This is a genomic window from Rhizobium cerradonense (genome assembly GCF_030182455.1).
Lineage (GTDB): Bacteria > Pseudomonadota > Alphaproteobacteria > Rhizobiales > Rhizobiaceae > Rhizobium.
Window position 1 is genome coordinate 535,938 of record NZ_JAQJCK010000004.1, and the last position, 13,011, is coordinate 548,948.

The 13,011-nt window shown below is 59.9% G+C and carries 12 protein-coding genes and 1 tRNA gene; 6 read left to right on the forward strand and 7 right to left on the reverse strand.

What is annotated here, in order from left to right:
* Positions 1–30 precede the first annotated feature (30 nt).
* A complete protein-coding gene (locus tag PH547_RS13245) occupies positions 31–588 on the forward strand; it encodes an HNH endonuclease (RefSeq protein WP_104824507.1) in 558 nt (185 codons plus the stop codon).
* 103 nt (positions 589–691) lie between these two features.
* Here PH547_RS13245 and PH547_RS13250 read toward each other — a convergent pair whose 3' ends face one another.
* Positions 692–1,201, reverse strand: a complete 510-nt coding sequence (locus PH547_RS13250) for a disulfide bond formation protein B (RefSeq protein ID WP_104824506.1) — start codon at positions 1,199–1,201, stop codon at positions 692–694.
* Between the two features lie 15 nt (positions 1,202–1,216).
* A complete protein-coding gene (locus PH547_RS13255) occupies positions 1,217–1,810 on the reverse strand; it encodes a YqaA family protein (protein WP_104824505.1) in 594 nt (197 codons plus the stop codon).
* 229 nt (positions 1,811–2,039) lie between these two features.
* Between PH547_RS13255 and PH547_RS13260 the strand changes: the two genes are divergently transcribed.
* Positions 2,040–2,483, forward strand: coding sequence for a YbjQ family protein (locus tag PH547_RS13260; RefSeq protein ID WP_245463902.1), 444 nt, complete (start codon positions 2,040–2,042; stop codon positions 2,481–2,483).
* A 64-nt stretch (positions 2,484–2,547) separates the two neighbouring features.
* Here the strand turns inward: PH547_RS13260 and PH547_RS13265 are convergent.
* Positions 2,548–2,632 (reverse strand) — tRNA-Leu (locus PH547_RS13265).
* Positions 2,633–2,792: 160 nt separating this feature from the next.
* Positions 2,793–4,091 (reverse strand): MFS transporter, encoded by a 1,299-nt coding sequence (locus tag PH547_RS13270; RefSeq protein WP_104824503.1) that lies wholly within the window; start codon positions 4,089–4,091, stop codon positions 2,793–2,795.
* Between the two features lie 235 nt (positions 4,092–4,326).
* On the opposite strand from PH547_RS13270, the gene PH547_RS13275 reads away from it, so the two are divergent.
* Positions 4,327–4,896: a TetR/AcrR family transcriptional regulator gene (locus tag PH547_RS13275; protein ID WP_104824502.1), complete on the forward strand. Its 570-nt coding sequence runs from the start codon at positions 4,327–4,329 to the stop codon at positions 4,894–4,896.
* A gap of 14 nt (positions 4,897–4,910) precedes the next feature.
* Here PH547_RS13275 and PH547_RS13280 read toward each other — a convergent pair whose 3' ends face one another.
* Complete coding sequence (locus tag PH547_RS13280) at positions 4,911–5,705, reverse strand: class I SAM-dependent methyltransferase (protein ID WP_104824501.1); 795 nt, start codon at positions 5,703–5,705, stop codon at positions 4,911–4,913.
* Positions 5,706–6,039: 334 nt separating this feature from the next.
* Between PH547_RS13280 and PH547_RS13285 the strand changes: the two genes are divergently transcribed.
* The gene (locus PH547_RS13285; protein WP_104824500.1) at positions 6,040–7,713 is read left to right on the forward strand and encodes an arylsulfatase; all 1,674 of its coding nucleotides are present in this window, start codon (positions 6,040–6,042) and stop codon (positions 7,711–7,713) included.
* A gap of 77 nt (positions 7,714–7,790) precedes the next feature.
* Here the strand turns inward: PH547_RS13285 and PH547_RS13290 are convergent, their stop codons facing one another.
* Positions 7,791–8,771, reverse strand: coding sequence for an aldo/keto reductase (locus PH547_RS13290; protein WP_104824499.1), 981 nt, complete (start codon positions 8,769–8,771; stop codon positions 7,791–7,793).
* 241 nt (positions 8,772–9,012) lie between these two features.
* On the opposite strand from PH547_RS13290, the gene lepB reads away from it, so the two are divergent.
* Both lepB and PH547_RS13300 read left to right on the forward strand, forming a co-directional pair.
* On the forward strand, positions 9,013–9,957 hold the full coding sequence (gene lepB, locus PH547_RS13295; RefSeq protein WP_104824498.1) for a signal peptidase I: 945 nt from the start codon (positions 9,013–9,015) through the stop codon (positions 9,955–9,957).
* A 105-nt stretch (positions 9,958–10,062) separates the two neighbouring features.
* Positions 10,063–11,709 carry an AMP-binding protein gene (locus tag PH547_RS13300; protein ID WP_104824497.1) on the forward strand — a complete coding sequence of 549 codons (1,647 nt, stop codon included), beginning with the start codon at positions 10,063–10,065 and terminating at the stop codon, positions 11,707–11,709.
* Positions 11,710–11,738: 29 nt separating this feature from the next.
* On the opposite strand, the gene PH547_RS13305 is transcribed toward PH547_RS13300, so the two are convergent.
* The gene (locus PH547_RS13305; protein ID WP_285168422.1) at positions 11,739–13,010 is read right to left on the reverse strand and encodes a GNAT family N-acetyltransferase; all 1,272 of its coding nucleotides are present in this window, start codon (positions 13,008–13,010) and stop codon (positions 11,739–11,741) included.
* Between the last annotated feature and the right edge of the window lies 1 nt (position 13,011).

Sequence of the window (13,011 nt, forward strand, 5' to 3'; positions counted from 1 at the left end):
TACAGATGCCGAATCGATCAGGAGGGTTCCTTGACGATTGCAGTCTCACCGCAGTCCTTGCCAGCGCTCGTGCTGAACGCTGACTATCGGCCGCTGAGTTATTACCCCTTGTCGCTCTGGTCCTGGCAGGACGCGATCAAGGCGGTTTTCCTTGACCGTGTAAACATCATCGCTGAATACGATCAGTCGGTATCGTCGCCCAGCTTCTCGATGCGGCTGCCAAGCGTCGTCTGCCTCAAGACCTACGTCCAGCCCTCCCGCAACCCTGCTTTCACCCGGTTCAACGTCTTCCTGCGCGACCGGTTCGAATGCCAATATTGCGGCGCTCATGACGATCTGACCTTCGACCACGTCATCCCGCGCGCCCATGGCGGCGAAACGACCTGGGAAAACGTGGTGGCCGCGTGCTCGCCCTGCAACCTGCGCAAGGGCAGCAAGCTGCCGAAGCAGGCGGGCATGTTCCCGGCGCAGAAGCCTTATCAGCCGACCGTGCAGGACCTGCACAATAACGGCCGCCTGTTCCCGCCGAACTATCTGCACGATAGCTGGCTCGACTATCTCTACTGGGATACGGAACTGCAGCCGTAAAATTGATTGCCTGGGAAGCTCGGGCGAGTTCCGCTTTGCCGCGCTTATATGCACGGCACGTAGCTGCGGCAGCCGTTCGCTCGCCTGACAGATCTCAGTTCAATCAACCGGCCTTCTTCACGCCCATAAACGCGATCGCCGCCAGAATGACGCTGGCGATTACATTCCACCCGGCCATCGACAAGCCGAGGACGCGGAGTGCGGCTTCGGTGCAGGACGGACCTTTGATGGTGCTGAGTTCGTTCAGCAGGTCGCCGGCGTTCTGCGTCATGCTGCTGGCGGATGTAGAGCAGGTCGTCGGGCCGGCCCAGAAGTGCCATTCGACGCCGGCGTGATAGACGCCGATGCCACCGCCGACCACCATCATGATGCCGGCAATGGCCAGCAGCGCGCGGGTGATCCAGGAGGGCAGGCCGAGGGCTGCCGTCAGAGCGGCAGCGATCGCGACGGGAATGCCATAATAATAGGGCTGGCGCTGCTCAAGGCAGAGCGCGCAGGGAATATAGCCGCCGATATATTGGAAGCCGAGCGCCGAGCCGATGACGATGATCATGCCGATGGCAAGCAGCGCGGAATAGGTGAGGCCGGCGCGAGAAGTCAAAGTCTTAGACATGCAAGGGCTCCGTGCTCAGTGCGCCAGGACATAATGGAAGAGAATGTAGAGAAGAATGAGGACGGCGGCCGCCGCCATGGTGATCTGGCCGAGACGCTTCTCGATGAAATGCCGGATCGATTCGCCATAGCGGCGGAGCAGAAAGGCCAGGAAGAAGAAGCGGGCGCCACGGGCGACGATGGCCGAGATGATGAACAGGCCGAGATCGATATGGGCGACGCCGGAAAGGATGGTCACCACCTTGATCGGCGGCAGATGCGCCAGCCCCGAGGTGACGAGCAGCAGAACGACCCATCCGTAGGTGACGCCGGCGCTCATCTGGTTGAAGGCGTCGAGCTTGCCGTAGAAGATCAGGATCGGCTTGGCGATGGTCTCGAAGGCGTAATAACCGAACGCCCAGCCCGCAATGCCGCCGAGCACGGAGGCAACCGTCGCCGTCAGCGCATAGCGCCAGGCGCGTTCGGGCTTGGCAAGCGACATCGGCAGGAACAGGACGTCGGCGGGCACGAGGAAGATCGAGCTTTCAACGAAGGCGATAATGGCCAACCAAACTTCCGCCGATTTGCGACGGGCGAGCGACATGGTCCAGTCGTAAAGTCTACGAAGCATTCTGCCCCCTTTTGCTGCGTTGCACACCTTTAGGGGGGAGGATTATGGCTGTAAATGGTCGGGGGATGACGGAAGTGGAACAAAATCAAAAATTTTCGTGATGGTTGGATTTCGAAGGGTGCCGAATTTATTGCTGAGATGAGGGCACTCCATCTTAAAGATGGTTTAGTTTTCTCCCTATATGTCAGTCTCCACAACGTATGGTGGTTGGCGGCTTAGGAGGGCGAACGTGCCAAAGTGTAATAGATGCGGGCAAGACGTTTTCATCGCTTCGCGTGATGGATACTGTGGAGACTGTGAAGGTATTGTCAGGAAGCAGGAGAGGGAGCAGAGGCTTCAAGGTATAATATTGACGACATCTGTAGACGTGCCGAATAGAGATATCGAGAATATTCTTGGAATAGTTGCCTCTGAGGCCGCTATAGGTCAAAATTTTCTCAAAGATATTGGCAATAGTATTAGAGATATTGTGGGTGGGCGAAGCGGCAACGTACAGAATACACTTAAGCAAGCCCGGAACTCTTGTTTGGCCGAACTAAGACAGGAAGCGCTTGAACTCGGAGCCGATGCGGTCATTGCTGTGGATCTGGATTACAACGAGGCATCCACAGGAAGCGGTGGGGGCATTTTATTTGTGACAGCTAGCGGAACGGCAGTAAAACTCAAAAGCTAATTTGTCGCTTTCGTTAGTAGCCCGGGCTTAGAGTCACATTATCAAAATCTTTAGGTTTCGAGAGTGGTGCCCCATGCCGGAGTCGAACCAGCACTTCTTTCGAAACTCGATTTTGAGTCGAGCGCGTCTACCAATTCCGCCAATGGGGCAACGGATCCTGACGAGGCGGGTGTCTAACATGTGATTGGCCGGACGCGCAAGACGGGTTGCGAAGGAATGCGTCTTGTTTTCCGGGACTTGTCATTCGACCCATGGCGGCCCATGGCGGCAGCGGACGCCATGGGCCGTTTGTCTTTCAAGGGGCTGGCCTCAGTGCGCCATTGCCGGGGCCTTGTCCGTCGAGGTGGAGCGGCTGATCGTCAGCGCCAGGATTGCGGCGAGCACGCAGAAGGCGCCGGCGATGAAGAAGGCGGGCAGGTAGGTGCTGAGTTCGGTGCGCGACAGGCCGGCGCCATAGGCCGCTGTGGCGGCGCCGAGCTGGTGGGCGGCGAAGACCCAGCCGAAGACGAGGCCGGCTTTTTCGCGGCCGAAGCGGTCGGCGGCGATCTTGACGGTCGGCGGCACGGTGGCGATCCAATCGAGGCCGTAGAAGACGGCGAAGATCGACAGGCCGTAGAAGGTGAAATTGCTGAAGGGCAGATAGACGAGCGACAGGCCGCGCAGCCCGTAGTACCAGAAGAGCAGCCAGCGATTGTCGAAACGGTCGGAGAGCCAGCCGGAGCCGATCGTGCCGAAGAAATCGAAGATGCCCATGACGGCGAGCACGCTGGCGGCGGCCACCGGCACGATGCCGAAATCGCCGCAGAGCGTCACGAAATGCGTCTGGATCAGGCCGTTGGTCGAAAGGCCGCAGATGAAGAAGGTGGCGGCGAGGATCCAGAAGGTGGAGCTGGTGGACACTTCCTTCAGGATGAGGAGGGGCGAGGCCAGGGCTGCCTTGAGGTTCTTGGTGGCGGGCGGCGTCGGCGAGACGTGGATTTCACCGACGAGCGGCAGATTGACGTCGGCCGGCCGGTCTCGCATCAGCAGCAGCACGACCAGGGCTGCGACGACGATCATGCCGCAGACGAAGAGCACGGTGGTGCGCCAGCCATAGCGTTCCGTCAGCTCCGCCATCAGCGGCAGGAAAACGAGCTGGCCGGTGGCCGAGCTTGCCGAGAGCATGCCGACGACGAGGCCGCGATGCTTGGTGAACCAGCGCGTCGACACCGTGGCGGCGAGCACCATGGCGGTCAGCCCGGTGCCGAAGCCGATGATGATGCCCCAGCAGAGCAGCAACTGCCAGACCTGCGTCATAAACAGCGAGCCGATGAAGCCGACGCAGATGGTGATCAGCGCGAAGACGATGACCTTGCGGACACCGAAATGATTCATGAAGGCGGCGGCGAAGGGACCCATGAGGCCGAAGAGCACGAGGCGAACGGCAAGCGCGGAGGAGATGGACGAGGTGCTCCAGCCGAACTCGTCTTCCAGCGGCTTGATGAGCACGCCGGGCGCGCCCATGGCGCCGGCGGTGACGAGCATGGTGAGGAAGGTGGCGCCGACGACGACCCATCCATAGTGAATGTTGCGCCGGGCAAGCGTCGAAGCAAGGACTGTGGAGACCATGAGGAGCGTTCCGATAAAGTTGCGTGTCTTGCCATCAGGATCGGGAGGGCTGCAAAGGCGCTCGATCGCGGACGGCCAAGGGTGCCGTAGCCACGTTTAGCGCCCTGCCGTTCTCCCGGCTTGAACGTTTGTGTAAAGGCATTTAGATGATTGCGATCATATTTGTTGCGTATTGATGATGGTCGTCATATAAATTGTCAATACAGAATTATTGATGCTCTGATGGAGTTTTTTGATGAGAGTGAGCCGGGAGAAATTCGCGGAGAATCGCGAGAAGATCCTTGCCGTCGCAGGGGAGCTTTTCCGCGAGAAGGGTTTTGACGGCATCGGCGTCGCCGACATCATGAAGGCGGCCGGGCTGACGCATGGCGGCTTTTACGGCCATTTCGAATCGAAGGACGAGCTGGCTTGCGAAGCCAGCAAGGCGCTGGTGGCGCGTGCGCAGGAGCGTTGGCAAGGGGTGGTCGAGGGGGCGTCGGAGGCGCCGCGCGACGCATTGCTCGCGCATTATCTCTCGCATCGCAATGTCGTTGAGCATGGCACCGGCTGCGTCTTCGCGGCCCTGACGCAGGAGGTCAGCCGCTATGGTCCCGAAATGCAGTCCACCTTCACCAACGGCCTGATGGGAATGGCGGCAATCCTCGAAGAGATCACGCCCGGAGGAACGCAGGAGGAGCGGCGGCGCAAGGCGCTTGCCGATCTCTCCACCATGGTCGGCGCGGTCATCCTCGCCCGCGCCATGGATACGCCTGCGCTTTCCGAGGAGCTTCTGGCCGCAACCCGGCAGGAGCTCGCTTCGCGCTGAGGCGGCTGCTTCGATCAGCCACGGAAGGCGAGCAGGCCCTGGGATTCGACGATCTCCGTGATCTTGCCGTCGGGAGCCACTTCCAGCAGCTCGGCGCGCAACGCCGCCTCGAAATCGGCAAGCTTGTCGCCAAGCGCCTGCGGCGAGGTGGACGACATCGAGAAGACGCGGCCGACAATATCGTCGATATCCCTCTGATATTGGTTGACGATGCCGATGCGCTCGAGGTTGCGAAAGGGCGAGGCAAGCAGCATGGCCTCATGCGGCGCCCAGGCCTTGCCCTTGCGCAATAGACGCTCTTGATGGCGCTCCGGCGCAAAAGTTTCCGTCAGCTTGTCGACAATGCTGCGCCAATCCGGGGTCGCCAGCACCTGTCGATCGTGGAACAGCACGACCGCGCCACCGGGCTCGATCAGCCTGTCGAGGGCAGCGAGTGTCGCTGGGCGATCCATCCAATGGAAGGAGCGGCCCATGACGCAGAGATGCAGCTTGCCGATATCCGGCCCGAGATCATAGGACGAACCCTGACGCACGGTGATCTCGACGCCGGCGCTGCTGGCGCCCTCTTCGGCGGCGGCGAGCATTTCCGGTTCCGGGTCCATGGCAGTCACGGTCGCGCCCTCTAGCCGCGCAAAGGCGATGCCGAGCTGGCCGGGGCCGCAGCCGAGGTCCAGCACATGATCGCCAGCCTTCAGGCCGCTGCGCTCGGCGACGCGGGCGATAAGCGTATCCGGATAGGGGATGCGATAGCGCAGGTAATAGGCCGCGGTGGACTGGAAGCGCCGCGCGTTGAAAGGGACTGTGATCATGGATTGTCATCCTCGGGGCTAAGGAACCTTGACCTGTTAAGCCTCAACTGCGACCGACTAGTGAAGTAACTTTTGCGCGATTTCCCGCAGGCTCGAAAGCTTCGGCATTGTCTGCGACGCAACGCCACAGCGAAGGGCGGAACAAGGGTGCCGACTGCCGCCCAAACTACCCTTGGCGGCCAGAGCGGCGCTCGCAAATTGCCGCCTACGATTTTACCGCGAGTTTTACAGTAACGTACTTACACATTCGCGATCTTTGTGCCTCGATCGAGCTTCCGCGGTGCATCTCAGCACCGCGCGATATTGGTTCAACGTTCGACGGGAGACACATAACATGGCTTACGACGACCGCGAGAAATCATCATCCATCGACCTCAACAGCATCACGCGACGCAATCTGCTGATCGGATCGACAGCGCTTGCCGCCGGTGCAGCCACGGTGGCGAACATGGTCGGTTCCACAACGGCCAACGCCCAGACGACGACGCCCTCAAACAACCAGACGGCAGCATCATCCGACACGAAGCCGAACATCCTGGTGATCTTTGGCGATGATATCGGTGTTCCGCAGATCAGTGCCTATACCATGGGGCTTATGGGCTACCGCACGCCGAATATCGATCGGATCGCTGCCGAAGGGGCGATTTTTACGGATTCCTACGGTCAACAGAGTTGCACCGCCGGACGGGCATCGTTCATTCTTGGCCAGGAACCTTTCCGCACCGGCCTGCTGACAATCGGCATGCCCGGCGATCCGCATGGCATTCAGGATTGGATGCCGACCATTGCCGATGTCTTGAAAACCCAGGGCTACGCGACGGGTCAGTTTGGCAAGAACCATCTCGGCGACCATGACGAACATTTGCCGACCAATCACGGTTTCGACGAGTTTTTCGGAAACCTTTATCACCTCAATGCCGAGGAAGAACCCGAGGGTTACTTCTATCCGAAGGATCCGGAGTTTCGGAAGAGATTCGGCCCGCGCGGTGTCATTCACTCAAAGGCCGACGGCAAGATCGAAGACACAGGTCCGCTCACGATAAAACGCATGGAAACAATCGACGCAGAGTTCCTTTCCGCAGCAAAGGATTTCATCGATCGCCAGCATAAGGCCAATACACCCTTCTTCGTCTGGTTCAACTCGACCCGGATGCATGTTTTCACCCACCTCAAGAAGGAATCGCTGGGTAAGACCGGCAAAGGTATCCATGCGGATGGCATGGTCGAGCATGACGGCATGGTCGGCGAACTGCTCAAGCAGCTCGACGATCTCGGCATCGCCGACAATACCATCGTGCTCTACACGACCGATAACGGCGCAGAGATCGCTCTATGGCCGGATGGTGCCATGACCTCGTTCCACGGCGAGAAGGGCACGACATGGGAAGGCGGTTTCCGCATTCCGATGATGGTGCGCTGGCCAGGCGTCGTGAAGCCTGGGACGCAGATCAACGACATCGTCACGCTGATGGACTGGATGCCGACTTTGACCGCGGCAGCGGGCGTTCCCGATATCAAGGAAAAGATGAAGACCGGATTCTCCGCTGGGGCGAAGAACTTCAAGGTTCATCTCGACGGCTACGATCTGACGTCCCTCCTGAAAGGCGAGTCGGAAAAAACGCCGAGGGATACGGTCTACTATTTCGACCAGGGCGGAAATCTCAACGCCATCAGGTGGAATGATTGGAAGCTGAGTTTTGCGGTGGCGCACGGGAATATTGCAACCGGCGTGCGCGAGACGCCGGCCTGGGCCCTGATCGCCAATCTGCGGATGGATCCCTACGAACGAGGGCTAGAGGAAGGAGGCGGGGCGATCGAATTTCTGGCGCGAAACATCTGGCTGCTCGTGCCGATCCAGGGGAAGATCAAGGAGTTCTTCGCCGATTTCGATCAGTTCCCCTCTCAATCCGGCAGTTCGCTCAATGCGGGAGAGATCAACTATGCAATGTTGCGCCAGCAGGCGGCTATGAAACGGCTCAGTGAACTGGAAAGCTTGATGCCGCAATAAAGCTGACTGTCATTCCCAGTCCCGCCATTGGGTCAGGCGTGCAGTCATGGAACGCGCGCCTGACCCATTCGGGATGCTTATTTAAATCCCGCAACCGCATGCGGGATATAGGGCGATTCCAGTGCTTCGATCTCCTCCGGCGTCAGCTTGACCGACAGTGCAGCGACGGCGTCGGCGATATGGCCTGGCTTGGAGGCGCCGATGATCGGGGCGGTGACGGCGCTCTTCTGCAGGATCCAGGCGGTGGCGACCTGGGCGCGGGCGATGCCCCGGGCCTTGGCGACGGCACCGACGGCTTCGACGACCTTACGATCGGCCTCGATCGCCTGTGTGTAGAGCGTCTTGCCGAATTCGTCGCTTTGCGTGCGCGCTGTCGCCTCGTCCCAGTCGCGGGTGAGACGGCCGCGGGCAAGCGGGCTCCAGGGAATGACCGCGATCTTCTGATCTTCGCAGAAGGGCAGCATTTCGCGCTCTTCCTCGCGATAGAGCAGGTTCACGTGGTTCTGCATGCTGACGAATTCGGTCCAGCCGTTGAGGCGCGAAGTGTAGAGCGCCTTGGCGAATTGCCAGGAATACATGGAGGAGGCGCCGATATAGCGGGCCTTGCCGGCCTTGACGATATCGTGCAGCGCTTCCAGTGTTTCCTCGATCGGCGTCGTATAGTCCCAGCGGTGGATCTGGTAGAGATCGACATAGTCAGTACCGAGGCGGCGCAGGCTGTTGTCGATCTCATCGAAAATCGCCTTGCGCGACAGGCCGGCGCCATTCGGGCCGGGACGCATGCGGTTGAATACCTTCGTTGCCAGAACGATATCCTCGCGGCGCGCAAAATCCTTGATGGCGCGGCCGACGATCTCCTCCGACGAGCCGTTGGAATAGGTGTTCGCCGTGTCGAGGAAGTTGATGCCGGCCTCGATCGCCTGCTTGAGCAGCGGGCGGCTGTCCTCTTCCTTCAGCGACCAGGCATGCGTGCCCTTGCCGGGATCGCCATAGGTCATGCAGCCCAGACAGATGCGGGACACTTCAAGGCCGGTTTTGCCAAGCTTTATGAAATCCATCGATAGTCTCCATCCTGTTTTGGATATTCGATAGGTTCCGCTCATGGGAGTGCAAGCGGATGAGCATCAAAACGCAGACTAGCAGAGCGAGTGGTCGCCGATTAATTCAATAATTTGCGATTGATTTAGAAGTCACGGGAAGACTCGATCCTAGCCCAGGCTGGGGATTGTCATATCCTGTCAATTCAAATGCATTTACTGGTTGTGTAACGATGGCGGTCCGATCAGTTCGAGGCTTCCCATGCGCTTTTTCCGCTTCTTCCGAGACCGCCGTCCGCTTGCCGTCATTATCATTGGTCTACTTCTGGGACCTGCCGTTGTCATGGCCTATCTCGGCAGGGGGCGTATAGCGATATCCTATCTGCTTTTGACCAATCTTGTTGGTGCTCTGGCGGTGCTTGCCATGCCTCAGCTTGCATTGGTTACGGTTGCCGGTTTGGTAGCGGTTCCCTTTAATTTGATCGGCTGCATTCATGGCTATTGGCTGATGCGACGAGGAGCTGTTGCCTGGCAGCATCGCTGGTTCTCGCGTTGGTATAATATAGCCTTGCTTTTCTGGCTTTTACCCCTCGTCGTTGCGTTCACCATTCGCACATTCATTATCCAACCGTTTTCGATCCCCTCCGGCTCGATGATGCCTACGCTGATGCCCGGCAGCTATGCTTTCGTGACGAAGTTTAATTATGGCTACGGTCGCTACTCCTTCTCGTTTCGGCCCAATTGGGTGCCGCCGAAATTGTTCGGGTCCAAGCCGCAGCGCGGAGATGTTGTCATGCTGGTGCCTCCCACAACGCCAAATGTGGACTACGCGAAGCGTGTCATCGGGTTACCCGGTGACCGCGTCCAGATGAAAAACGGCATTGTTTTCATCAATGGACAGTCCGTACCGCGCGATGCCGAAGGTACTATCGTGTCACACTATAGTTTAGACCCTGGCGAATTCCCCGTTTTCGGCGAAGTATTGGACAATGGGGTTCGCTACCAGACCTTGGACGAATTGCCAAACTCGCGAGGCGACAACACGCGCGAGTACTCGGTGCCCGAGGGTTACTACTTCGTCTTGGGTGACAATCGCGACAATTCCAATGATAGCCGTTTCGATGTCGGCTTTGTGCCGGAGGCGAATATATACGGTAAGTTCTGGCTAGTGTTTCGCCCCGAAGGAGGATGGTCCTTCGTGCACTAGATACTTGCGGCCAGAGAGGGCGAGTAGCCGCAACTTAAATGTTTCCTTGAATCCCGGGGGCGACAGGTGTTAGCTGCACCGCAGCATTTTTCCTGGATTTTTAGTATGAAACTGCCCCCGCGCGACACTTATGAAGTCCTTTATCGCGATTTTCTCTGGGAGATTCCGGCGAAATTCAACATCGGACGCGCGGTCTGCGACGATTGGGCCGAGCGGGAGCCGGACCGGGTCTGCCTTGAGCATTTCAGCCCGGACGGAAATCATCTGGCGATGACCTATGGTGCGCTGCGGGATCGTTCCGCCGCTTTTGCCAATGCGTTGACGGCGCTCGGCGTGCGGCCGGGCGATCGGGTGGCGCTGCTTTTGCCGCAGAGTTTCGAGACCGTCATCGCGCATGTCGCTATCTACAAGATGGGAGCGATTGCCCTGCCGCTGGCGCTGCTGTTCGGCGCTGAGGCATTGGAATACCGGCTGGCGATTTCGGGCACCTCGGCGATCGTTACCAATCAGTTCGGTCTTTCACGGCTGCGGCCGATCCGGGATCGCCTGCCGGATCTCGCGCATGTGATCAGCATCGATGGCGGCGAGGAGGGTGTCGCCGGTTTTGCCGAGCTGGTCGCCGCCCATCCGCCGCTTTTCGAAGTGGCCGATACCGGGCCGGACGATCCGGCGCTGATGATTTTCACCTCGGGTACCACCGGGCCGCCGAAGGGGGCGCTGCACGGCCATCGCGTTTTGCCGGGGCATATTCCCGGCATGCAGTTCGCCCATGAAGGTTTTCCACAGGCGGGCGACAAGCTCTGGACGCCGTCGGATTGGGCCTGGGCGGGCGGGCTGCTGAACGCGCTGCTGCCGAGCCTGATGCTCGGCGTGCCCGTCGTCTCCTCGCCTGCGCAGAAGTTCGACGCGCATATGGCTTTCCGCATCATGGCCGAGATGGGCGTGCGCAATGCCTTCATTCCGCCGACGGCACTGCGGCTGCTGAAATCGGTCAGCAATCCCCGGGCGCTTTATGATCTCAAGCTGCGCACCATCGGCTCGGCCGGCGAGGCGCTCGGGCGGGAGACCTATGAATGGGCGCGGTCCGCCCTCGGGGTCACCGTCAACGAATTCTTCGGCCAGACCGAGTGCAATTTCGTTCTGTCCTCCAGCGCTGCCTTCGGCGTGAGCCGTGGCGGGTCGACCGGTAAGCCGGTGCCCGGCCATCGCGTAGCGATCGTCGATGCGGATGGCAGGGAGATGCCGGTCGGCGAGAGCGGGCAGATCGCCATTCGACGGCCCGATCCGGTGATGTTTCTCGGCTATTGGCAGGACGAAAAGGCGACGGAGGCGAAATTCGCCGGCGACTGGCTGCTGACCGGCGATCTCGGCCGGCAGAATGCGGATGGCTATATTTCCTTTATCGGCCGCGATGACGATGTCATCACCTCCTCGGGCTATCGCATCGGCCCGAGCGAAATCGAGGACTGTCTCGGCGGTCATCTGGCCGTGCAACTCGCCGCCGCCGTCGGCAAGCCGGATGCGGTGCGCACGGAGATCGTCAAGGCCTATGTGGTTCTTGTGCCCGGCTTCGAGCCGAGCGAGGCGCTGGCGGCTGAAATCCGCGATTGGGTGAAAACGCGGCTTTCCATGCATGAATATCCACGCGAGATCGAGTTTGTCGACGCCCTGCCGCTGACGACATCGGGCAAGGTCATCCGCAGATTGCTGCGCGACCGCGCGGTGGCCGAGACTCTGGACTCGAAAGAATAGAGCGCCGCGCTACGGAGACTATAAGGGCTCTAGCGCTTCGTCAGCGACAATATCTTCTCGCGCAGCAGTTTCGCCATGTTGCGGGTGCTGCGGTACATATGCAGTTGCGCTGCCACCTGCCGGACGTCGCGGTCGCCGTTCTGCGTCAGGCCGATGATCAGCGTGCCCATGTCTTCGCGCTCCTGCCAGAAGCGGCTCATGATCGGATGATCCGGCACGGCGCAGGAATCGGAGCGGACAATATTGGCGTCGTCGAGATGCCATTCGGTCAGCTCGCCCATCAGCAATTTGCCAGGCGAATAGCGGGCGTAATCCTCGTTATAGGCGGTCTTCCAGGTATAGGCCTCGCCGCCCATTATCAGCACGATCATCGAGGCGATTGCCCGGCCGTTGAGGTCGATGGTGTGTATGCGCACGGCGTCAACGGCAGCGAGATTGGAGATGGCTTCGCGGGCGAAGGCAGCATGGTGACGGTCCGTGACCAAGGCGCTGCGCTTCTTGCCCTTCCAGCCGCTCGCTTCCAAGGCCAGAAATTCTTCCATGCGCACATGAATGTCGCGAGGCTGGCGGGCAACGCTATAGACGACATCGCCCTGATTTTCCAAAAGGCGCCATTGGCGGCGCATTTCGCGCAGATGCGAGTTCGAGATCGTTCGCTTCAGATAGGCGAGCGCATCCTTGCTGCTGTCAAGCATTGGCCGCTGATAGGGATTGGCGACGGTGAGGGGCAGGTTGCGGCCGATGGCGACTGCCTTTGCCATCTGGGCGAAACGGCCGTTCAATCGGATATCCGGCAGCACCAGCGTGGTCGGCAGGTGCAGTTCGCGCCGGGTCAGCGCCTCGAAGAGATTGTCGAGCGTCTCGCCGGCCTCTTCGGCGTCCACCAGCGGCGTGCCGAGCGGACCGAAGGAATTCGACCAGACGCGGATGATCGAAGGACCGATCGCAAAACCCGGCTTGTCGACGGTAAAGGGCATCAAGAGGCGCATGCGGCTGCGGGAGCCGTTGTCGTCACGCATCAGGGCGAGGCGGATCTGCCGGTCCTCCAGGCGCGGCATGGCAGGCGCCAGGAAGCGACCGGAGAAGAAGACATTCGGCTCCATAGCGCGATTGGAGAGAAAGTCCAGTTCGTCCTGCAGCTCGTAGCCGAGCTTGCCTGGATAAAGGCTGAGATCGCGGCCAGGCCGGCCGACCTCGACGCGCGCCTCGGCCTTGGGTGGATCGAAATGCAGCGCTGCGAGCGTGTGCGTCAGAGCGTTCACTTGGCTGTCGGTGCTTTCGGTAAAAGGAGGGCGCGCCATG